We start from the raw sequence: 20,640 nt of genomic DNA, 5'->3' as shown, positions 1-20,640 counted from the left end.
GCTGTTGCCTCGGAGGCAACACCCCCGGAGTGAAGGTGCCCGGCCCTCAGCGCAGGGGCAGGGACACCATCGCCTCGGCGAAGTGCTCGAACACCTGGTTCGCGGTGAGCGTGGGCTGCTCGTCGATGTTGCCCAGCATCAGCGCGAAGACGACGCGGGGGTGCTCCGGATCGTTGGGGCGCTCGGCGACGCCCACGAAGGCCTTCTGCCCCGAGAGCGTCCCCGTCTTGGCGCGGATGAGCCCCTTCGCCCCGTTGGAGGCCGCGGTGTTCGCCAGCGTGCCGTCCACGCCCGCGATGGGCAGGCTCTCCAGCAGCGCGGGGCCGTACGGCTCCTTCAGGCTGGTGTAGATGACCCCCACCAGCCCCTGCGCGGTGGCCACGTTGTAGCGCGACAGCCCGCTGCCATCCGCCGCCCTCAGCAGGCGGGGAGAGATGCCCCGGCGCGTGAGCTCCTGCGTCATGGCGTCGCGCAGCGCGGTGTAGCTCTCGGTGCCCGTGCGCTCGCGGGTGAAGCGCAGGCCGAGCCGCTCGGCGTACAGGTTGAGGGACTCCTTGTTCGTCACCTTCACCAGCTCGGCCAGGGACGGGCTGACGAACTCCAGGAGCGGCTCGCTCGTGGTGGCCGAGGGCACGGCGGCCATCCGCGGCGCGACCGGCGCGCGCCAGATGCCCCGCACGGCCAGGGACTCCTCCAGGCACGAGGTGAACAGGGCCTGCGGATCGTCGATGGCGACACGCATGTTCGCCTTGCGCGGGCACTGCTCCGCCGTCGAGCGCCACACGCAGCGGATGCGCCCGCTGCCCCGCTCACGCACGCAGCCAAGCCCGGCGCGCTGGGCGTTCGGCTCGAGGTACACGACGGTGGGAGGCGCCTCGAAGGCCGGGCTGTAGCGCACCGTGATGGGCCGGCGGGGTTGCTCGGTGCACTCCTGGCCCTCGGGGCGCTCCAGCGACAGGTCCACCACGTTCTCGCGGAAGACGAAGAGGGACGGAGCCGCGCTGTAGGCATAGGCCGCGTCATCCCAGGCCCAGCCCGGGCCGAAGAGGCCATGGGGCCCCTCGTCCGCGTTGTCCACCCGCACCGCGCCGAGCCACTGCCGGATGCCCCGGGTGTGAATGGCCTCGGCGAGCTGCTCGCAGGCCACGGCCGTCTCGGGGAAGCGCCACGAGCCCAACGACGGATCTCCCGAGGCCTCCACCACGAGATCCCCGAGGAAGAGGTTGCCCAGCTGCGTGCCCTCGAGCCGCACCGGCGTGCGGAAGCGGTAGTCCGGGCCGAACGCGGACAGCGCCGCCGAGGTGGACACCACCTTCATCGTCGACGCGGGCAGCAGGCGCACGTGCGGGTGGCGCGCGTAGAGGGGCGTCCCCGTGGCGGCGTCCACCATGAAGACACTGGCGAGCGTGCCCTCGCTCTCGACGGACTCGAAGAGCGAATCCGCCACCGAGATCAGAGACGGCGGCGGCGGACGGTTCGTCGTCGCGCGGGGAAGACAGGCCGGCAACACGAGGGCCGCCAGCAGGAGCGTCGCGAGGGGGGAACGGCGCATGGAGCTCAAGCTACCGTCCCCTCTCCGAGGTGTCGACGCTCGGGCGGGGTGGTTCCCGCCGCCGCCGTGCGCACGTTCACAGAGGGGGCAAGGGGGCCTCCGCCACCCACGGAAGAATTCCCGGACGCAACCCCGGGAAGCATTCGTCCGATAACGAACTCAACCCCTCCTCTTCCGTGGCGGAGCCCTCGATGACGACCATTCGCAAGACCCCTCAGTCGGCCCCCTCCGTGTCCAACACGAGGACTTCCGAGTCGAAGCCCGCCACCGGCACCACCGCCACGAAGCCCACCAACGAGGCTCGGGGCCTCGCCTCCGGCGTGAGCAGCTTCACTTCGGCGCGCACCTCGCCCGTGGCCCTGCGGACTCCGGCTTCGCCCGAGGTGCTCGCCCTGAAGAACACCGCCCCGGCGGACGCCTCCGCGACGGGCGGCTCGACTCCCGAGCGGCGGGTCTCCACCGACTTCCTCAACCTGCGCACGGCGCCCACCACCGTGGGCAACACGCCCACCGCCATCATCCCCCCCGGTGCGGAGCTGCAGGTGACGCCGGACGAGACGGGCGCCACGCGCAAGGACGGCTTCGTCCACGTGTCGTGGAATGACGGCACGACGCAGCGCGGCGGCTGGGTCTCGGAGCAGTACACGCGGGCCTCCTCGGCGCCCCGGCCCCGGACGGAGACGGACGCACAGGCCATGGAGCGGGCACAGGGGCTGTACGTCAACCAGTTCACCGCCGAGACACAGGTGAGCGGGGACGGGCGCAACGCCAACTGCGGCCCCACCTCGGTGGTGATGGCGCTGCGCGATCAGGGGCTGACGCTGCCGGACATCCCCGGGGTACCGAACAACGGCACCGATGGGGCGGACGTGCAGGCCGCGCGCTTCCACATGTACAACGGCGCCGACAGCGCCCGGGACGGCGTGGTGCCGGTGGATCCGAACAACCCCGACGCCGGCTACCAGTACGCGCCGATGAGCGGCGAGGGCAACGAGAACAGCACCTATACGGAGTTCGGGGGTGTGCAGCGCGCGGTGGAGGCCGCCGGAGGCGTCGCCGAGTCCATCTCCGCCGACTCGGCGAGCGTGGCCCAGGCCGTGAGCGAGGGCAAGGCGGTGGTCATCTCCGGCAACTTCGTGGAGGTGCCACCCGAGGGAGGCCCGGCGCGGGAGAAGACGGACACGTGGGCGCGCGGCGGCGGCGCCGAGGAGCACCTGGTGACGGTGACGGGCGTGACGTCCGAGGGCAACTTCATCGTCTGCGACCCGGCGCACCCGGACAAGGGCCCCATCGAGGTGACGCCCGCGGAGCTGGACGCCTTCATGCGCGGCAACGCGGGCGCCATGTCCGTGGACGGCACGCCCTAGTCCCGCCACACCCCTCCACTCCTCCGGAGAGTCCCCCATGACCGTCCGACGCTCAGACTCGAGCACCCCGCGCACCGAGACGCCCAAGGTCTCCACGCCCACGAAGTCCTCTCCCGAGAAGGAGACGCAGAAGACCCAGGCCCCGCCGCGCAATACCGCCGTGGACACCTTCGAGGCCCCTCCCCGCCCGGCTCCGGTCCAGCTGGCGGCCACGCGCGCCTCCGCGCTCATCGATCCACGCATCGCCACGGAGGCGCGGCTCCAGGTGCAGACCCCCCAGCGGAGCCAGGGCCCCAACGGCTCGATGGACGTGAGGACGGTGGCCTACCAGAACGATCAGCAGTCGGGAGGCAACCACAACGTCTACGTGCGCATCCTCGATGCGAGCGGAAAGGAGATTCCCCCGGAGGATCTCACCCGCTACTTCGACGTCCAGTTCACCCATGGGCCGGGCCAACCCGTCACCTCGGCGAGCCCCAAGCTCAACGACGCCTACGGGGTGAAGCAGGACGCCTGGACGACGAGCGAGAACACCGGTGGGCCGACGCAGGGGTATTTCGACATCCCCATGTGGGGCGGCAACGCCATGCAGGTGTGGGTGACGCCCAGGGACGTGCCGGGCAACCCCTACGCGGGCTTCGGCAGCCAGCAGGTGGGCCCCTTCACCATGCCCGCCAACCACCACGTCAACTTCCTCGTCTCCTTCCAGGCAGTGCCGGCCGGCGCGCAGCAACAGCCTCCGCCCGTGCAGCCCCCGCCCATGCAGCCTCCACCGGTACAGCCCGGCCCCTCCGAGCCGCGGCGAGGTGCCGAGGGCCCCGAGGTGCTGGCGATGCAGCAGGAGCTCGTCCGGACGGGCTACCTCACGCAGGCGCAGATGGCGACGGGTCCAGGCACCTTCGGCCCGGCGACCGAGGCGGCGCTGTCCTCCTTCCAGCGGGACCAGGGCCTGCCCGTCACCGGCGCCTACGACGCGGCCACGAGGCAGGCGCTCGCCGCGGCCCCCACCCAGGGCCAGCCCACGCGCGCCGATCTGGGTGAGCTGGTGGAGGGCGTCTACCGCTCCGAGCTCGGGCGGGCCAGTGATCCGGCCGGCAAGCAGACCTGGATGGACTTCGCCGGGCGGCAGCGCGCCCAGGGCAAGACGGACGCGGAGATCCGCGACACCCTGGTGGCCATGTTCCGCCAGAGCGACGAGTACCGCGACCGCGGCCCGGGCCAGGTGCGGAACCCCACGCCCGTCACGCCTCCCGTGGGCCCCGCTCCGGTGGGGGCACCCGGCTCGGTGTACGCGCCCTACGAGGTCGTCCCCGGCATCCAGGTCAATGGGCGGCTGGGCGCGCACTGGCCCGTCGCCTACGATCCGGGCAACACCGCCCAGGTGGACGCCGCCATCGCGAAGATGAAGGAGCTCGGCGTGGGCTACACGACGATGAACCTCGCGCCCTCCGAGCTCGACGATCCGAAGCGCAAGGAGCAGATCCAGCAGGTCTTCGACAAGCTCCAGGCGGCCGGCATCACCCCCACGGTCCGTATCTACGAGCCCTCCCCGCCGGACCAGTGGAACGCGGAGACGATGACGCGGATGTCGGACACGGCGGTCGCGCTGGGGAACATGGGCGTGCGGCTCATCCAGCTCGGCAACGAGCCCAACATCGAGACGGGCCTCGAGGGGCGCCAGGGCCAGGTGAGCAAGGAGCAGTACCTGCAAGACTCGGTGGCGAGGCAGGTGGACGCGCTCGCCGCCATCCAGGACGCGCTCGCCCGCGAGGGCCTGTCCGGCCAGGTGAAGGTGGGCATCCCGCCCATGGCCGCCGGAGCCAGCGACGAGGCGCCCTTCGCCTTCGCCCCGGACACCTACTTCAAGGCGCTGGTGCAGGGCATCGCCGAGCACGAACGGACCTCCTCGCCACCGCGCCGGCTGGTGGATTGGATCGCCACGCACACCTATGTCTGGGAGGACGGAGTCAACACGGGCACCAGCCCCGGCAGTGGCGGCGCCCGGGGTCAGATGGGATGGGGACCGGAGACGGGCCCCTGGTACGAGAAGTGGGCCCGGGAGGCGCTCGGCTACGCGCCGAAGTCGCTGTCCACCGAGGGCGGCGCCTCACCGGACTCCTTCCGCGTCGACAACACGGCCCAGGTGGCGCGCGAGCTGGACACCACGCTGGAGCAGCTCCGCGACAACCCGCGCCTCACCGGCTGCCTGTGGATGGAGTGGGAGTCCGTCACGGGCAGCAACAACTGGGATCGCAGCATCTTCGTCCCGCGCGACGGCCACGCGGACGGCGCCTGGCGCGAGGCGCTCCCGGCCTACCGTGACGCCTGGCGCGAGGCCAACGGCGGCTGACGGAGAGGGGGCAGGCCCCACGGCCTGCCCCACCCCGGGCCGAAGCTACTTCCTGGCCAGGTAGTCCTGGAGCGGACGCACCGTCTGCTCCTTGCGCAGCAGCGCCTCCAGCGCCCCCACCGCCATCCGAGCCGCCTGCACCGTCGTGTAGTACGGCACGCTGTGCATCAGCGCCTCGCGCCGGATGGAGAAGCTGTCGGCGATCTCCTGCTTGCCGAACGTCGTGTTGATCACCAGGACGATCTGCCCGTCCACGATCTTGTCCACGATGTGCGGCCGGCCCTCCTGCACCTTCAGCACCTTCTGCGTCTCGATGCCCTTCGTCGCCAGGTACTGGTGCGTGCCACCCGTGGTCACGATCTGGAACCCCAGCGAGCGCAACCGCCTGGCCAGATCCACCACCGCCGGCTTGTCGTCGTTCTTCACCGAGATGAAGACCTTGCCGCTCCTCGGCAGCTTCACGCCCGCCGCCTGCTGGCTCTTGGCGAAGGCCGACGCGTAGTCGTCCGCGATGCCCATCACCTCGCCCGTGGACTTCATCTCGGGCCCGAGGATGACGTCCACTCCCGCGAAGCGCGCGAACGGGAACACCGACTCCTTCACCGCCACGTGCCGGAACTCGGGCTCCTGCGTGGCGCCCAACTCCTCCAGCGTCTTGCCCACCATGCACAGCGAGGCGATCTTCGCCAGCGCCACGCCCGTGGCCTTCGAGATGAATGGCACCGTGCGGCTCGCCCGCGGGTTCACCTCCAGCACGAAGATCGTCTTGCCCTGGATGGCGAACTGCACGTTCATCAGACCCACCACGCCCAGCTCCTTCGCCAGGGCCATGGCCTGATCCTTCATCCGCTCCACCAGGTCCGGCGACAGCGAGTGCGGCGGCAGCGTGCACGCCGCGTCACCCGAGTGCACGCCCGCCTCCTCCACGTGCTCCAGCACGCCGCCCACCAGCACCGCGCCCGTCTTGTCCGCCACCAGATCCAGATCCACCTCGGTGGCGTCCTTGAGGAAGCGGTCGATCAGCACCGGGTGCTCCGGCGACGCGCTCACCGCCTCGCGCATGTACCGCTCCAGGCTCTGCTGGTCGTACACGACCTCCATCGCCCGGCCGCCCAGCACGTACGAGGGCCGCACCATCACCGGGTAGCCGATGCGCTCGGCCACGCGGTAGGCCTCCTCGTGGCTGCGCGCCACGCCGTTCTCCGGCTGCATCAGCCCCAGCTTTTCAATCAGCTGCGCGAAGCGCTCGCGGTCCTCGGCCCGGTCGATGGCGTCCGGCGGCGTGCCGAGAATGGGCAGCCCCGCCTTCTCCAGCGGCACGGACAGGCGCAGCGGCGTCTGCCCGCCGAACTGCACGATGGCGCCCACCGGCTTCTCGCGCTGCGACACCTCGAGCACGTCCTCGATGGTGAGCGGCTCGAAGTACAGACGGTCCGACGTGTCGTAGTCCGTGGACACCGTCTCCGGGTTGCAGTTGACCATCACCGTCTCGTACCCGGCCTCGCGCAGCGCGAAGGCCGCGTGCACGCAGCAGTAGTCGAACTCGATGCCCTGGCCGATCCGGATGGGGCCGCTGCCCAGGATGAGCACCTTCTGGCGCGGGGTGGGCGGCGCCTCGTCCTCCTCCTCGTACGTGGAGTAGAGGTAGGGCGTGTACGCCTCGAACTCGGCGGCGCAGGTGTCCACCCGCTTGTATACGGGCCGGATGCCCTTCGCGTGCCGGCGCGCCCGGACATCGGCCTCGGTGCAGCCCAGCAGCTGCGCCAGGTACTTGTCCGCGAAGCCGTCCGACTTCGCCGCGCGCAGCACCTCGTCCGGCACCTTCTCCAGCTTGCCGAACTCCTGGATGTGCTTCGCCTCGTGCACCAGCGCCTGGATGTGGCGCAGGAACCACGGATCGATGGCGGAGAGCTCGTGCACCTCCTCCACCGTCATGCCCTCGCGGAAGGCCTGCACCACGTAGCCGGGCCGCTCGGGACGGGGTACGCGCACGTAATCGCGCAGCACCTTGCGCCGCTCCTCCTTGTTCTCGGGGAGTTCGGGAGCCTCCAGGCCGGTGCGGCCGGACTCCATGGAGCGCATGGCCTTGAGGTAGGCCTCGCGGAAGGTGCGGCCAATGGCCATCACCTCGCCCACCGCGCGCATGCTGGTGGTGAGGGTGCGGTTGGCGTGGGGGAACTTCTCGAAGTTGAAGCGCGGCACCTTCACCACCACGTAGTCCAGCGTGGGCTCGAAGGAGGCCGGGGTGTCGCGGGTGATGTCGTTGCGCAGCTCGTCCAGCGTGTAGCCGAGCGCCAGCTTCGCCGCCACCTTGGCGATGGGGTAGCCCGTGGCCTTCGAGGCCAGCGCGCTGGAGCGCGACACGCGCGGGTTCATCTCGATGACGACGATGCGGCCGTCGCGCGGGTTGACGCCGAACTGGATGTTGGAGCCCCCCGTGTCGACGCCGATCTCCCGGATGATGCGCATGGAGGCTTCGCGCAGCCGCTGGTACTCGCGATCCGTGAGCGTCTGGGCCGGGGCCACGGTGATGGAGTCACCGGTGTGCACGCCCATGGGATCCAGGTTCTCGATGGAGCAGACGATGATGACGTTGTCCGCCGAGTCGCGGACCACCTCCAGCTCGTACTCCTTCCAGCCGAGCACGCTCTCCTCGATGAGGATGGTGCTGGTGGGGCTGGCCTTGAGGCCGGAGCGGCAGATGGCCTCGTACTCCTCGCGGTTGTAGGCGATGCCGCCGCCGGTGCCCCCCAGGGTGAAGGAGGGGCGGATGATGGCGGGGAAGCCGATCTCGTCCGCCAGGGCGAGGGCCTGGTCGATGGTGGTGGCGTAGCCGCTCTTGGGCAGGGCCACGCCGATGCGCTCCATGGCCTGCTTGAAGAGGAGCCGGTCCTCGGCCTTGTTGATGGCCTCGAGCGAGGCGCCGATGAGCTTCACCCCGTACTTCTCGAGGATGCCCTGCTCGGCGAGCGCCTTGGCGAGGTTGAGCGCCGTCTGACCGCCCATGGTGGGGAGGACGGAGTCGGGGCGCTCCTGGGCGATGATCCGCTCGGCGACCTCGACGGTGATGGGCTCGATGTACGTGCGGTGAGCAAACTCCGGATCGGTCATGACCGTCGCCGGGTTGCTGTTCAAGAGGACGACCTCGACGCCTTCCTCCCGCAGCGCCTTGGTGGCCTGGGTTCCTGAGTAGTCGAACTCGACCGCCTGGCCGATGACGATCGGGCCAGAGCCAATGACGAGAACCTTCCGGATATCGTTACGCTTGGGCATCGAGGGGGGGCCAATAGCAACCTTCGCCCCCGCTTGCACCAACCGTGTGAAACGGGTAGCGGGGGGAGGAAGGGGGGAGGCCTGCCCGGCGGCAGGGAGGTCGATCCCAGGCGGCCGTGCGCTCTGCTAGGCTGTGCTCCGTTTTCCGGAGGTTTCATGCGTCGCTGGTCTCTGGCCCTGCTCGTTACCCTCGCGTCACCTGTCCTCGCCCAGGAGGCCCAGGAAGCTCCCGCCGCCCCGGCGGCCGAGCCGGCTCCGGCGCCCGCTCCGGCCGCCGAGCAGGCGGCACCCGCTGGGGAGCAGGCAGCTCCGGCTGGGGAGCAGGCTCCCGCCGAGAGGCCGCGCCGCCGCCGCAGGCAGGAGGCCGCCGCCGAGGCAGCCGCCCCCGCCGCCCAGCCCTCCGCGGCCCCCGCTCCGGCGGCCCCGGCGCCTGCACCGGTCGCGGCTCCCACCGCCCAGGCTCCGGCTCCCGCGGCCCCGGCTGCCCCTCCCGAGCCCGGCAGCGTCCAGGAGCAGGTGCGCGACGAGGCCCGCTACCTGGTGGGCTACCTGCTCACCGGGGACGTGCGCAGCACCGTGCCGATGCTCTCCTTCCCCTTCCAGCTGGAGGAGCGGAGGTTCGACGCGCCCGAGCCGCTGGTGGTCACCTGGGTGAAGGAGCTGCGCAACAAGCGGACGGACCTGGTGACGCTCTACGACGTCGAGGTGCTGCCGTACGCGGAGATGGAGAAGAAGTACGGCAAGCCGCCCGCGCGGCTCGGCATCAACATCCCGCGCGGCACCGAGGTGTACGCCGCGGTGGCCAACCTCTCGGGCCACGCGGCGGTTCTGCTGTACCGGCAGGACGGCGAGGGCTGGAAGGCGTTCGCCTACACGGACTGAGTGCGGATTCCGGAACTTCGGGGCTGACGGCCATCGAAGAAGCAGAGCCCCTCGTATAATCGGGGTGTACTCGAGAGAGGGGCACTCATGAGGGTCGGGGTACTATTGCTCGTTGGCTCCATCCTGCTCGGCTCAGGGTGTGGTCATGAGCGCTCGGGCTCCATCCGAGAGCCCTCCGCTCCTGTCCGGCAGGAGCGTGGCGGGTCCGAGGTCGAAGACGAAGGCGTACGAGCCAAGGGGAGCACTGTTTCTTCCCGTGTCTCGGTGCTCATCGCCAACGGGCAGTTCGCCGAGGCAGAGGCCCTGATCGCCGAGGGCGTGGCGTCGGGACTCATCTCCCAGCCCCATGCCACCCGGTTGCTGGAGCGCATCGCCCAACTGAACATGAAACTGGGCGAGATCTCCGCGAGGCTCCAGCGCGCTCCGGACTTCCCCTCGCAGCTCAAGGACTACACGCTGTTTCAGATCAAGCAGATGCTGGAGAGGGGCGACTACAGCCTCGCCACGGAAGCCCAACTGAGAATGGCCAAGAAGCTGCTCGAGAACCCGGATCGCTTGATGGACAAGGTGAGGTAGGCCGTGGCGCATCTCAGCCTCGATGAGCTGACAGCCATGTTTCAGGCAGCCCGGAAGGAGGGAGAGGCCGACAAGGACAATCCCGAGCAGCTCCGGCTCCACCGCGAACTCCTCGCGGCCTGTCCCGCGTTCACTCCCAACCTCCTGCGCCTCGCGCGGCTACTCCAACTCATCGATCAGCCCGACGTGGATGCCCCGGAGTCGTTCTCGGAAGCCCAGCGGCTGCTGGAGCAGGCGGTACAGAGCTCGGAGCGAAGTGCTCCCTCGCTGGTGGAGCTCGGTTACTTCCTGGACGATCTCCGCAACGCCCCGGAGGACGCGTTCGCGCTCTACCAGGAGGGGGCAGAGAAGTCGTTGGAGACGCTCGAGTACGCGTGGGCGGGGATGATCCGGTACTGGACCGACAAGCGAACCCGTGAGTCGCTGACACAGGCTCTCCAACTCGGGGAAAAGGCGCTGAAGGTCTTCCCCGAGTCCGAGCGCATCCTCTACTACGTCGCGGACGCAAGGCGTTACGCCGTGCAGCAAGGCATCCTCGCAGCCAGGGAAGAGTGATGACCTTCACCTGGAATCAGACACCCATCAAAAGGCCCGATGCGCCAGGGCCCGCCACCGCTACTCGCCCGCCTCCTTTTGTTCTCGCCTCCTCCGCACCGCATGGAGTCTCTCCACGGCGGAGAAGGGGAAAAGGGCCCGGTGGTGGATGTTCTCGTAGAACGCCGCGAGATAGCGCTCGCTCCCAATCTGGATGACGGCCTGAGGTGGGGGTTCGGCCTGACCGCTCCACCAGGCCTTCGCCTCGTCACGCGTGTTGAACGTGGCCACCACCGGGGGGAGCCCGTTTCGCGTCATCTCCTCGATATGGATCGCGATCGCCAGATCCGGAACGAGCGCACGGCGTTGTTCGTCGCGAGACGAAAGGACGACGTGGTACTCGTCCGCGATCAACACGAGGGCCAGATCGGGCGACGTGGGTCTTTCCCTGACCCAGACTTCTGCTTCGTCGCGGGTGTTGAAGGAAGCGATGACCCACGGGGGAGCATTGGATTCATCATCACGGCGGTAACGCTCGAACTCATAAGACTGCCCATTGCGCCAGACGAACCAGAGCGCATCGATGGCGAGGAGAAACAACTCCTTCTCCTCGGGAGACCGGGCATGTTCCCGGCTCTTTCCGAGCAACTCCTGTGCTTCGAGCATGCGGTCGAAGATCTTCACTGCGCCACCGCCGTGAATCGGGGCTCGCCATCGAACTCCGAGGACGCCAATGCAGCCGCCGGAATCAACACGATGAGCACTCCAGGGGGGAAGGCCACGACGAAGGCAACTCCTGCAATGACAACCGTACTTCCCACCAACAATCCGTCGCGGTTGCGCTTCAACCAGTCAATCGCTTGATTCGTGGCCGAGAACTCTTGAGGGCGGCGCCTCTGCAACTCCTCGCAATCGCGGTACGGCTGCCAGCAGCCCTTCCTGCAATGAGCCGACTTGGCGCGATACGAAGTGATGTGCGAATAGTCCTCGGACAGAGGCTGACTCAGGCAATTATCAATGCACGCGTCCAACTCCGCATGACAATCTCGCGCATGCGCAGCCGCGAGTACGATGCGCCCATATGACCGCTCCGCACGCGGTTGGAACCTGAATTGCGAAAGGTCGAATTCCGCGATGGGGCGCCAGCTGTGGGTGAGGTGACCGCCAGGGGTCTCCTGGATGACGAGCACGTACTGGTCGAGTTCCTCAACGGCTGGTGACGAACCGCCACCCGCCATCCCCATGGACCCACGGGTGCTCACGTCATGGGCCGGCCCCTGACCTGCCGGCCCGGATGCACAGCCCGATATGAGCACTCCCAAGAGGACCACCACCGCGCCCAGGTTCACGATTCTCATCTGGCCGAACCTATGCGGGTGATGTGGGCGGTACAAGCGTCTCAGCGCGTGGAGCCCACGAACTCGCGGAAGCGATCCAGGCCCTTGCGCAGCTGCTCGCGCGAGGTCGCGAAGCTCATCCGGAGGTAGCCCTCCACGCCGAACGGAGCGCCCGGCATCGCGCCCAACCGGAAGTCGTTGAGCAGGATCTCCGAGATCTGCATCGAGCCCGTCACAGGCTCGCCCTTGTACGTGCGCCCCAGCAGTCCACTCACGTTGGGCAGCACGTAGAAGGCGCCCTCGGGACGCCGGCAGCGCACGCCCTCCATCGAGTTGAGCGCGTCCACCACCATGTCCCGCCGCACCCGGTACTCCTCCACCATGGGCGCGAAGATGTCCTGCGGACCCTCGAGCGCCGCCAGCGCCGCCTTCTGCACGAAGGACGCCGCGTTCGACGTGGACTGATCCTGCACCATCTGCATGCCCGCGATGAGCCACTTGGGCCCCGCCGCGTACCCCAGGCGCCAGCCCGTCATCGAGAACGCCTTGCTCATCCCGTTGATCACCACCAGCCGCGGCACCAGGTCCGGCGCCACGTTGCCGATGTTCAGGAACTCGCCCTGGTAGAGCAGCTTCTCGTAGATGTCATCGCTCATCACCAGGCACTCGTGCCCGCGCACCGCCTGCGCGATCCCCTCCAGCGCGGCCCGCGAGAACACCGCCCCGGACGGATTGCTCGGGCTGTTGAGCACGATCGCCTTCGTGCGCGGCGAGAGCGCCCGGCGGATGGCGTCCGGATCCGGCGCGAAGCCGTCCTCCTCGCGCGTCTGCACGAAGACGGGCTTGCCGCCCGCCAGCTGCACCATCTCCGGGTAGCTCACCCAGTACGGCGCCAGGATGATGACCTCGTCGCCCTCGTTCAGCAGCGCCTGGAAGGTGTTGTAGATGGCCTGCTTGGCCCCCACCGACACCACCACCTGATCCGGCGCGTACGTGAGGCGGTTGTCCCGCTCCAGCTTGCCGCAGATGGCCTCGCGCAACTCCAGGATGCCCGCCGTGGGCGTGTACTTCGTGAAGCCCTGCCGCAGGGCCTCGATGGCCGCCTGCTTGATGTGCTCCGGCGTGTCGAAATCGGGCTCGCCCGCCACGAGGCCCACCACGTCCACGCCCTGGGCCGCCAGCGCCTTCGCCTTCGCGTTGAGCGCGAGCGTGGGTGACGGCTTGATGCTCTTGAGCCGGTTCGCAAGATTCATGGCTGGTGCCTAGCAGCGCGCCCCCCGGGCGGACAAGAAGCCCGGAGTCACCAGTGAACAGATCCGGGCGCTCCCTCGAGGAGATGACGCCCTCGGCTCACCGCGTCATCGAGCCGCGCTTCTGGCGCCGCTCAGCCCTGCTTCGCGTACTTCGCGCGCAGCACCTTCAGCACGTTGGGCGGCACCAGCCCCTCCACGTTGCCGCCGAACGAGGCCACCTCCCGGACGAGCTGCGACGACACGTAGAAGTAGTCCTCGCCCGTCATCATGAAGACGGTCTCGATGCCGGGGGCCAGCTTGCGGTTCATGTTGGCCAGCTGGAACTCGTACTCGAAGTCCGAGACGGCCCGCAGTCCGCGCAGAATCACGTTCACGCCGCGCCGGTTCGCGTACTCCACCAGCAGTCCGTGGAAGGCATCCACCTCCACCCGCGGATCCTGGCACGCATCGAGGATGAGCTGCTTGCGCTCCTCCTCGGAGAAGAGCGGGACCTTCTTGGGGTTCACCGCCACCGCGACGATCACCCGATCGAACATCTGGAGTGCGCGCTGGATGATGCTGAGGTGACCGTTGGTGAGCGGATCGAACGAGCCCGGATAGATGGCGGTGCGCATGCGCTCACAGTCTCGACGCACCGAGACAACCGGTCAAGGAATGCGGAACAGACTGACCAACGTGTCACCGAACCGCCGCTGATCCACCCGCTCGAAGCCCTCATGGGACTCGGGGGCCGCCTCCCGCTTGTCGTGCTCGACGACCACCGTGCCCCCGGGGGCCAGCACCTTGCTCCGGGCGATGCCCTCCAGCACCGTCTCCACCACCCGGGCCGCGTACGGCGGGTCCGCGAAGATGAGCTCGAACCTGTCCCCCCGGCGGCCGAGCACCTCGAGCGCCCGCTCCACTGGCTGCGCGAGGATCTCCACCCGGGCGCCGAAGCCCAGCGTGTCCGTGTTCGCCCGGCACAGCGACAACGCCTCGCGATCCGAGTCCACCAGCACGGCCCTGGGAGCCCCTCGCGAGATGGACTCGAGGCCCAGCGCCCCCGTGCCCGCGTAGAGATCCAACACCTTCTGCCCCTCCAGCCACTGGCCGAGCACGTTGAAGATCGTCTCGCGCACCCGGTCCGCCGTGGGACGGATGTGCTTCGACGTGGCCTTGGGGCCCGCCAGCGCCCTTCCCTTCGCACTGCCCGCGACAATCCGCATCAGTCGCCCCGCTCCGCCAGGAACACCATCGACTTCCACCCCGTCCGCGACGCACCCAGCGCCGCCAGCACCTCGCAGGCCTCGGCGAACGTCAGCGCCTCCAGCCGCGACGCCTCCTGCGCATCCAACGCCGGAAGCTGCGCGCCCATCACCCCGAGCAGCTCCCCCGCCCCCAGTCCGGCCTTCTCCGCCTTCTGCTCCAGGCTGGTGCGCACCGGCTCCGGGTACGCGGCCAGTGCCAGCCGCTCGAAGGGCGCCGTGCACTCCACCTTCTTCACCCCCGCCGCCACGTACGTGGGCAGCACCCGCGCCGAGCGCCGCCCCGCCTCCCCCACCGTCACCCCCACCCCGTACTGCCCCGCCAGCTCCACGAGGCTCCGCAGGAACTGCACGTCCTGCTCCTCCTCGCCCAGCAGGGCCGCGGTCAGGCGCAGGAAGCACACCGCCACGCCCCGCCGCCGCAGGCCCTCCAACAGATCCCGGGCGCCCTCCAGCTCACTGCCCTCGTCGCCCGCGGGCAGCGTCACCTCCAGCGCCAGCTCCCGCTCCAGCACCGGCCCGGACAGCCGCCGCACCGCATCCGCCGCCGCGCCCGCATCCAGCCGCGTCACGTCCAGCGACACCAGCGAGAAGCCCGCGTCCACCAGGCGGAAGATGCCCTCCTCGAGCTGCCCCAGCGTCTCCGGCTCCGCCCTCGGCACCCGCACCGGCCCCGCCTGAAGGAAGACGGGACGCGTGTGACCATCCGCCTCCGACACCTCCTGCACCGCGGCCATGAAGCGCTCGGCGGCGCCCCGGTCCGCCAAGGGATGCGGGCACATCAGCCCCAGCACCGCGTCCTCGCCCCGCGCCGCCGCCAGCAGCCCCGGCAACATGGGCCGCGCGGGCACGGGCACACATGGCAGCGCCGCCGGTACCCCCTCCAACGCCGCGAGCAGATCGCGCGGGTTGAGCGCGGGCAGCCGCGAGCGGGTCCCCAGCCGCGCCACCACGCTCGTCGGCCTCAGCGTCAGCACCTTGTCGAGCACGTTCATCCGGAGAACGAGAATCATCCGCTCCCGAGGGGGGCCGCAAGCGCGATATGGGGAATTTCGTTCAGCCCCTCACCCGGCGCTCAGAACCACCACTCCACCTGGGCGCCCAGGTAGTGTCCGATACGCGTGGGACCCACGGTCTGCAGGAAGGGCGAGACGAGCCCCCGCACGGCATCCCGGTCATAGAAGGCGACCGTGTAGAAGAGCCGGAAGTGGGGCCGGGCGAAGACGCTGAGCTCCCCGGTGGGGACGATGGCGGGCATGAGCGTCATCTTCACCGCCGTGGACAACGGGCCCGGGCCCACCGTCAGCCCCTGGAAGCTCGCCTCCTGGATGAGGTGGAACATCTTGCTCAGGTACCAGGTGCCACGGGCGCCCACCGCGAAGTCCACGGTCTCGTCCTCGGGCTTCCCGCTCCCGCCCTGGCCGTAGTGGAAGATGCCATAGCCGTTGAAGCTGTAGCGGGGCCCGAGGTCGATGAGCAGATGCTCCACCACCTCGACGCCCACGGCGCCGGCATACCGGCCGTCGGCATCGGGCGCGCCAAAGGTGTTCCACGTCTGCCCGCCCCCGGCCCCGCCATTGGCGAGGCCTCGGCCGTAGCGCACCGAGAGCTCGTTGAAGCCCCGGGCGCCCAGATCCAGGCGTCCCTTGATGCCCAGCACCCAGCCGAAGTCCGAGAGCCGCGCGGGCGAGCCGTCCGCGAGCCGGGCCGAGGAGGCCGGGAGCAGGTGCAACTCCGTCAGCAGGTGCGCCTCGAAACGCTCGTGGAGCTCGTGCACGTACTGGCCCACGAAGACGGTGCGCTGGCGGCGCGTCTCGCCCTTGCCATCCCCGTCCAGGTCCACGTTGTACAGCGCGTTCGTCTCCGAGGTGCGCAGCAGCACGGCCACGTCCAGCCGGCGGTACTGCACGCCCACGCCCTGCCCGGTCAGGTTGTTGAAGTAGTAGAAGTCGGAGATGTGCACGTCGGTGCCGCGGTAGAAGCGGGCACCCGCCCACACCTTCAGCTCCGGCAGCCAGAAGTTGCCGGCCTCCACGTAGGCCTGGAACAGCTCGATGCGCAGCGTCCGGGCGAAGTCGGTGCTGAAGGCGCTGAGGATCAGACCGTTGTTGGAGAGCAGGGCCGGCGTCATCACCAGGCGGACGAAGGCATCATCCAGATCCTGGGGCGGAGGAATCAGGTGGAGCGCGATGGTCGGCTCCAGGTAGTCCCCCTCCTCCAGGCGGCCGCCGATGGCACTCCCCGTCAGGTTGAGCCTCCGCCCCTGGATGAAGTCGCCCTGGGGCGTCCAGGCCAGCCCCATGCGGCCGTACATGGACAGCCGCAGCCGGTCCGCCAGCAGGTCCGCCCGAGCCAGCGGCGCGGCCAGCACCAGCGCCACCGCCAACCCTCCCACGAGCCCGGACCCGCGCCTTCGGAGCACCGTCACGGAGGCCTCCTGTGTGCGGCGGCCCCCCGGCGCTCCGGCCCTGGGCCACCGCATCCGTCGTTTCCGGCATGCTGTATATGGACAGGGGCGTCATCACCCCCTCGAACGAGGCTCTGTGTGGCCTTCAACGTCCGGGGAGCGTGAAAGCCGCGCGGAGGCCCGCTCGTGTTGGCGGCCTCACGGCGGCGGACGGCGGGAGCGGCTCAGTGCACCTCGCCCTGGTGGGCGTAGGTCTCGCTCTCGATCTGGATCGTGGTGTGATCGATCCCGAACCGCTCGAAGAGCTCGTGCTTGGCCGCGGTGAGGATGTCGTCGTTGTTGCAGACCATCGGATCCTGGACCACCAGGTGCGCCGACAGCGCGTGCATCCCGCTGGCGATGGTCCACACGTGCAGGTCGTGCACGTCGCGCACGCCCTCCACCTTCAACAGCAGGCCCTTCACCACCGACAGGTCCACGTGCGACGGTACCGCCTCCAGCAGCACGTCCACCGCGTCGCGCACCAGCCGCAGCGCGCCCACGACGATCACCACCGAGATGAGCACGGAGATGATGGGGTCCACCATGTACCAGCCCGTCAGGTACATCACCCCGGCGCCAATCAGCACGCCCACGCTGGAGAGCGCATCCCCCAGCACGTGCAGGAAGGCCCCGCGCACGTTCATCGAGTGCGAACGGTGCAGGAAGCCGAGCGCTCCCAGGTTCGCCACCAGACCCACCGTGGCCACCAGCGCCATGGGGCCCAGCTTCACCTCGGCTGGAGCGCGCAACCGATCCCAGGCCTCCACCAGGATGAAGACGGTGATGCCCAGCAGCAGCACGCCGTTGAGCAGCGCGCTGAGGATCTCCATGCGGTAGTAGCCGTACGTCTTCTTCAGGTCCGCCGGCTTGCCCGAGAACCACAGCGCCAGCAGGCTCAGCCCCAGCGCGCTCACGTCCGTGAGCATGTGGCCCGCGTCGGACATCAACGCCAGCGAGTTGGTGAGGTAGCCCCCCACCGCCTCCGCCACCGCGATCGTCCCCGTCAGCACCAGGGCGAAGAGCAGCCGCGTCCGGTCCTTCCTCCGCTCCTCCTTCATGGAAGGAGGCAGCCGCTTCGTCGGTTGACCGTGACCGTGCCCCTCGCACGCCTCGCCGTGAGCGTGCTCGTGGTCATGACCCGATGCGCCATGGATGTGGGGAGAGGTAGTCACGAGCGGATGATGTGCGAACGCAGATCCACGGAGAAGCACCAAACGGCTAGAGTCCGGAACATCGTGGGTTCAAGGTTTTTCCCCTGTTGAACATCCCAAGGCACGGCAGATGGACTTCGAGAGGCACCAGAACCTGCACACCATCATCATGCTGCGGGAAATCATACGCAAGTGGTGGAGAGCGGAGCTCCACTTCGCGGACCGCAACGGGCTGGTGATGGAGTGGCAGAAGGGCGGAGATATTCCCCCGACGCCCAACGGGTGCTGCCGCTTGTCGCTCAGCTCGCGGGAGGGACTGCGGCGCTGCAACCAGTCCGTGCGTCAGTTGCACGAGCAGTTCCGGGCCAACCGGCGGCTGCGCCGCGCCACCGTGCAGCCATGCCACCTGCAGTTCAGCCTGGTGGGCGCGCCGCTCTACGTGCAGGACGAGTACGAGGGCTGCTTCTTCGTGGAGGGCTTCCTGCGCGAGCCGCCCTCGAGCCGGGACGTGGAGGTGCTCAAGACGCGCCTGCGCGAGCTGGGCGCGGTGAGCGCGGACGTGGAGCGCGTGGTGGATCGCCTGCCGGTGCTCGGCGACGACGGGCTGACGAAGCTGGCGGATCTGCTCGAGTACGGCGCCAGCGAGATCGCCGCCTTCGAGGCGGACAAGGCCCGCCGCGAGGAGATCGGTCCGCCGGGAGCCACCCCGGGCAACGGTGACCACTACCGCTTCGAGGACATCATCGGCCGCTCCGGGCCCATGCAGGAGATCTTCAAGCTGCTGCAGAAGGTGTCCAACTCGGAGGCCACCATCCTCATCAACGGGGAGTCGGGCACGGGCAAGGAGCTGGTGGCGCGCGCCATCCACTTCAACGGCCCGCGGCGGCACGGCCCCTTCGTGGTGCAGAACTGCTCGGCCTTCAACGACAACCTGCTGGAGAGCGCCCTCTTCGGCCACATGCGCGGCGCCTTCACCGGCGCCATGCGCGACAAGAAGGGCCTCTTCGAGGTGGCCGACACCGGCACCTTCTTCCTGGACGAGGTGGGCGACATGTCCCCCGCCCTGCAGGTGAAGCTCCTGCGCGTGCTCCAGGAGGGCACCTTCCTGCCCGTGGGAGGCACCGAGCCGCGCGAGGTGGACGTGCGCGTCATCGCCGCCACGCACAAGGATCTGGGGGAGATGGTGAAGCGGGGCGAGTTCCGCGAGGACCTCTTCTACCGCATCAACGTCATCCGGGTGCACCTGCCCCCGCTGCGCGAGCGCCGGGACGATCTGCCGCTGCTGGTGGACCACTTCCTGCGCAAGCACCACCGCGAGGGCCAGCGCGCCCGCGGCCTGTCCCCCGAGGCCATGGCCCTGCTCTCCACCTACGCCTGGCCCGGCAACGTGCGCGAGCTGGAGAACGAGATGGAGCGCCTGCTGGTGCTCGGCGGAGACCTGGATCTGCTGCCCGCCGAGCTCATCTCCAGCCGCATCCGGGACGCGGTGACGCCCGGCAGCCTCTCCATGCTCACCGCCCGCGCCGCCGGCAAGCTGCACGAGGCCGTGGAGACGTTGGAGCGCGACATGATCCACCAGGGACTGTTGCGCACTGGCAACAACAAGAGCCGGCTGGCGAGGGAGCTTGGCATCAGCCGCTCCAACCTTATCTTGAAGATCGCCAAGTACGGCCTCGACAAGGGTCTCCCGCCCGGCGCCGAGGCAGACGCGTGAGCACATGAGCCACTATTTCCGGCAGGACTTCCTCACCGTGCCCGACGGGGCCTCGCTGTACTACCAGGTGCAGGGTGAGGGCGAGCCGGGAATGGTGTTGTGCGACGGCCTGGGCTGCGACGGCTTCGTGTGGAAGTACCTCGCGCCCTACCTGGGGCAGAGCTACCGGGTGCTGCGCTGGCACTACCGGGGCCATGGGCGCTCGGGGCTGCCCCGCGACCGGCAGCGGATTGGCATGCTCTACACCTGCGATGACCTCAACCGCGTCATGGACGCGGCGGGGATCGATCAGGCGGTGCTCTTCGCCCACTCCATGGGCGTGCAGGTGGCGCTCGAGTTCCACCGCCGCTACGCCCACCGGGTGAAGGGGCTCGTCCTCCTCTGCGGCAGCTACGGCACCCCGCTGGACACCTTCCACGACGGCGACTGGCTCAAGCGGCTCTTCCCGCTCATCCGCTTCACCGTGGAGCGCTTCCCCCAGCCCGCGGCCCGGCTCACCCGGACCCTGCTGAGCACCGAGCTGGCCATGCAGGTGGCCCTCTCCGTGGAGCTCAACCGCTCGCTGCTGGCCAGGAGCGACCTCGTCCCCTACTTCACCCACCTGGCCAACATGGATCCGGTGGTCTTCGTGCGGACCCTGGAGTCCGCTGCCCACCACAGCGCGTGGGATCACCTGCCCCACGTGGACGTGCCCACCCTCATCGTCGCGGGCGAGCACGACAAGTTCACCCCGGCGTGGCTGTCGCGGCGCATGGCCGCCCACATCCCGGACGCCGAGTTCATGATGGTGCCCCAGGGCACCCATGCCGCCCCCCTGGAGCACCGCGAGCTGGTCGAGCTCCGGGTGGAGCGCTTCCTGCGCGAGCACCTGCCCGCCTCGCCGCCCGCCCCCCTCCCCGCTCACCGGGAGAGCGAGGGAGATCTGCTGCTGGATGTGGCCGCGTCGCCTACCTGACCG

At 69.2% G+C, this 20,640-nt stretch carries 17 protein-coding genes; 7 read left to right on the top strand and 10 right to left on the bottom strand.

Annotation, left to right across the window (positions count from 1 at the left end; all coding sequences use genetic code 11):
* Positions 1–46: 46 nt before the first annotated feature.
* Positions 47–1,552 (bottom strand): D-alanyl-D-alanine carboxypeptidase/D-alanyl-D-alanine endopeptidase, encoded by a 1,506-nt coding sequence (dacB, locus tag VFZ09_RS23095; protein WP_329729804.1) that lies wholly within the window; start codon positions 1,550–1,552, stop codon positions 47–49.
* Positions 1,553–1,743: 191 nt separating this feature from the next.
* Here dacB and VFZ09_RS23090 point away from each other — a divergent pair, with 191 nt between their 5' ends.
* Both VFZ09_RS23090 and VFZ09_RS23085 read left to right on the top strand, forming a co-directional pair.
* Positions 1,744–2,919, top strand: coding sequence for an SH3 domain-containing protein (locus VFZ09_RS23090; protein WP_329729803.1), 1,176 nt, complete (start codon positions 1,744–1,746; stop codon positions 2,917–2,919).
* A 37-nt stretch (positions 2,920–2,956) separates the two neighbouring features.
* Complete coding sequence (locus VFZ09_RS23085; RefSeq protein WP_329729802.1) at positions 2,957–5,269, top strand: peptidoglycan-binding domain-containing protein; 2,313 nt, start codon at positions 2,957–2,959, stop codon at positions 5,267–5,269.
* Positions 5,270–5,314: 45 nt separating this feature from the next.
* Here VFZ09_RS23085 and carB read toward each other — a convergent pair whose 3' ends face one another.
* Positions 5,315–8,542 (bottom strand): carbamoyl-phosphate synthase large subunit, encoded by a 3,228-nt coding sequence (gene carB / locus VFZ09_RS23080; RefSeq protein WP_329729801.1) that lies wholly within the window; start codon positions 8,540–8,542, stop codon positions 5,315–5,317.
* A 156-nt stretch (positions 8,543–8,698) separates the two neighbouring features.
* Between carB and VFZ09_RS23075 the strand changes: the two genes are divergently transcribed.
* From VFZ09_RS23075 to VFZ09_RS23065, 3 genes are all read left to right on the top strand, one after another.
* Positions 8,699–9,424 carry a hypothetical protein gene (locus VFZ09_RS23075; RefSeq protein ID WP_329729800.1) on the top strand — a complete coding sequence of 242 codons (726 nt, stop codon included), beginning with the start codon at positions 8,699–8,701 and terminating at the stop codon, positions 9,422–9,424.
* 264 nt (positions 9,425–9,688) lie between these two features.
* A complete protein-coding gene (locus tag VFZ09_RS23070; RefSeq protein WP_329729799.1) occupies positions 9,689–10,000 on the top strand; it encodes a hypothetical protein in 312 nt (103 codons plus the stop codon).
* Between the two features lie 36 nt (positions 10,001–10,036).
* Positions 10,037–10,555: a hypothetical protein gene (locus tag VFZ09_RS23065; protein ID WP_329729798.1), complete on the top strand. Its 519-nt coding sequence runs from the start codon at positions 10,037–10,039 to the stop codon at positions 10,553–10,555.
* A gap of 60 nt (positions 10,556–10,615) precedes the next feature.
* Here VFZ09_RS23065 and VFZ09_RS23060 read toward each other — a convergent pair whose 3' ends face one another.
* From VFZ09_RS23060 to VFZ09_RS23025, 8 genes are all read right to left on the bottom strand, one after another.
* The gene (locus VFZ09_RS23060; RefSeq protein ID WP_329729797.1) at positions 10,616–11,218 is read right to left on the bottom strand and encodes a head protein; all 603 of its coding nucleotides are present in this window, start codon (positions 11,216–11,218) and stop codon (positions 10,616–10,618) included.
* Positions 11,215–11,892 (bottom strand): hypothetical protein, encoded by a 678-nt coding sequence (locus VFZ09_RS23055; RefSeq protein ID WP_329729796.1) that lies wholly within the window; start codon positions 11,890–11,892, stop codon positions 11,215–11,217. The genes VFZ09_RS23060 and VFZ09_RS23055 overlap by 4 nt, the downstream gene beginning before the upstream one ends.
* A gap of 41 nt (positions 11,893–11,933) precedes the next feature.
* Positions 11,934–13,124, bottom strand: coding sequence for a pyridoxal phosphate-dependent aminotransferase (locus VFZ09_RS23050; protein ID WP_329729795.1), 1,191 nt, complete (start codon positions 13,122–13,124; stop codon positions 11,934–11,936).
* Positions 13,125–13,255: 131 nt separating this feature from the next.
* Positions 13,256–13,738, bottom strand: a complete 483-nt coding sequence (coaD, locus tag VFZ09_RS23045; RefSeq protein ID WP_329729794.1) for a pantetheine-phosphate adenylyltransferase — start codon at positions 13,736–13,738, stop codon at positions 13,256–13,258.
* 33 nt (positions 13,739–13,771) lie between these two features.
* Positions 13,772–14,329, bottom strand: a complete 558-nt coding sequence (gene rsmD / locus VFZ09_RS23040) for a 16S rRNA (guanine(966)-N(2))-methyltransferase RsmD (RefSeq protein WP_329729793.1) — start codon at positions 14,327–14,329, stop codon at positions 13,772–13,774.
* Positions 14,329–15,381: a hypothetical protein gene (locus tag VFZ09_RS23035; protein ID WP_329729792.1), complete on the bottom strand. Its 1,053-nt coding sequence runs from the start codon at positions 15,379–15,381 to the stop codon at positions 14,329–14,331. Before VFZ09_RS23035 ends, rsmD begins: the two co-directional genes overlap by 1 nt.
* Positions 15,382–15,443: 62 nt before the next feature.
* On the bottom strand, positions 15,444–16,796 hold the full coding sequence (locus tag VFZ09_RS23030; RefSeq protein ID WP_329729791.1) for a carbohydrate porin: 1,353 nt from the start codon (positions 16,794–16,796) through the stop codon (positions 15,444–15,446).
* Positions 16,797–16,999: 203 nt separating this feature from the next.
* On the bottom strand, positions 17,000–17,989 hold the full coding sequence (locus VFZ09_RS23025; protein ID WP_329729790.1) for a cation diffusion facilitator family transporter: 990 nt from the start codon (positions 17,987–17,989) through the stop codon (positions 17,000–17,002).
* 109 nt (positions 17,990–18,098) lie between these two features.
* Between VFZ09_RS23025 and VFZ09_RS23020 the strand changes: the two genes are divergently transcribed.
* The gene (locus tag VFZ09_RS23020) at positions 18,099–19,682 is read left to right on the top strand and encodes a sigma 54-interacting transcriptional regulator (RefSeq protein ID WP_329729789.1); all 1,584 of its coding nucleotides are present in this window, start codon (positions 18,099–18,101) and stop codon (positions 19,680–19,682) included.
* 4 nt (positions 19,683–19,686) lie between these two features.
* Positions 19,687–20,637, top strand: a complete 951-nt coding sequence (locus VFZ09_RS23015; RefSeq protein WP_329729788.1) for an alpha/beta hydrolase — start codon at positions 19,687–19,689, stop codon at positions 20,635–20,637.
* Positions 20,638–20,640: the final 3 nt, after the last annotated feature.

The sequence above is a fragment of the Archangium sp. genome (assembly GCF_036277355.1).
GTDB lineage: Bacteria > Myxococcota > Myxococcia > Myxococcales > Myxococcaceae > Archangium.
Note: the sequence above shows the minus strand (reverse complement) of the source record. Positions and strands in the feature narration are given on the sequence as shown.

Excerpts from the sequence above, each read along its gene's own strand:
- VFZ09_RS23020 (WP_329729789.1), top strand. The coding sequence starts at position 18,099 with ATGGACTTCGAGAGGCACCAGAACCTGCACACCATCATCATGCTGCGG.
- carB (WP_329729801.1), bottom strand. The coding sequence starts at position 8,542 with ATGCCCAAGCGTAACGATATCCGGAAGGTTCTCGTCATTGGCTCTGGC.
- VFZ09_RS23085 (WP_329729802.1), top strand. The coding sequence starts at position 2,957 with ATGACCGTCCGACGCTCAGACTCGAGCACCCCGCGCACCGAGACGCCC.
- coaD (WP_329729794.1), bottom strand. The coding sequence starts at position 13,738 with ATGCGCACCGCCATCTATCCGGGCTCGTTCGATCCGCTCACCAACGGT.
- VFZ09_RS23075 (WP_329729800.1), top strand. The coding sequence starts at position 8,699 with ATGCGTCGCTGGTCTCTGGCCCTGCTCGTTACCCTCGCGTCACCTGTC.
- dacB (WP_329729804.1), bottom strand. The coding sequence starts at position 1,552 with ATGCGCCGTTCCCCCCTCGCGACGCTCCTGCTGGCGGCCCTCGTGTTG.
- rsmD (WP_329729793.1), bottom strand. The coding sequence starts at position 14,329 with ATGCGGATTGTCGCGGGCAGTGCGAAGGGAAGGGCGCTGGCGGGCCCC.
- VFZ09_RS23050 (WP_329729795.1), bottom strand. The coding sequence starts at position 13,124 with ATGAATCTTGCGAACCGGCTCAAGAGCATCAAGCCGTCACCCACGCTC.
- VFZ09_RS23015 (WP_329729788.1), top strand. The coding sequence starts at position 19,687 with ATGAGCCACTATTTCCGGCAGGACTTCCTCACCGTGCCCGACGGGGCC.
- VFZ09_RS23090 (WP_329729803.1), top strand. The coding sequence starts at position 1,744 with ATGACGACCATTCGCAAGACCCCTCAGTCGGCCCCCTCCGTGTCCAAC.
- VFZ09_RS23035 (WP_329729792.1), bottom strand. The coding sequence starts at position 15,381 with ATGATTCTCGTTCTCCGGATGAACGTGCTCGACAAGGTGCTGACGCTG.
- VFZ09_RS23055 (WP_329729796.1), bottom strand. The coding sequence starts at position 11,892 with ATGAGAATCGTGAACCTGGGCGCGGTGGTGGTCCTCTTGGGAGTGCTC.
- VFZ09_RS23065 (WP_329729798.1), top strand. The coding sequence starts at position 10,037 with ATGTTTCAGGCAGCCCGGAAGGAGGGAGAGGCCGACAAGGACAATCCC.